Raw genomic sequence first — 231 nt, forward strand, 5'->3', positions numbered from 1 at the left:
ACAGCACCATAAGCCAGCTTGAAAAAATGGTGGAAAGCCAGAACCAGATCGCAGCAGATATTGCGCATGACCTGCGCACACCAATGCAACGCCTGCGACAAAGGCGCGAAGCCATTGGCCAGTCCGAGGAACTCGGTGATGACCTGAGTGGGCAAGTGTCCCAAGCTATTGAGGCAGCTGACGATCTGATCGGGACGTTTCATGCACTCTTGGGGATTTCTCAAATCGAAG

1 pseudogene is annotated in these 231 nt (G+C 53.2%); it reads left to right on the forward strand.

Going from position 1 to position 231, the window contains the following annotated elements:
- Positions 1–83: 83 nt before the first annotated feature.
- Positions 84–231 (forward strand): annotated as a pseudogene (locus tag R0J92_RS27265) (sensor histidine kinase); the annotation flags it as partial.

It is taken from the genome of Tritonibacter sp. SIMBA_163 (genome assembly GCF_046535935.1).
Classification (GTDB): Bacteria; Pseudomonadota; Alphaproteobacteria; order Rhodobacterales; family Rhodobacteraceae; genus Epibacterium; species Epibacterium scottomollicae.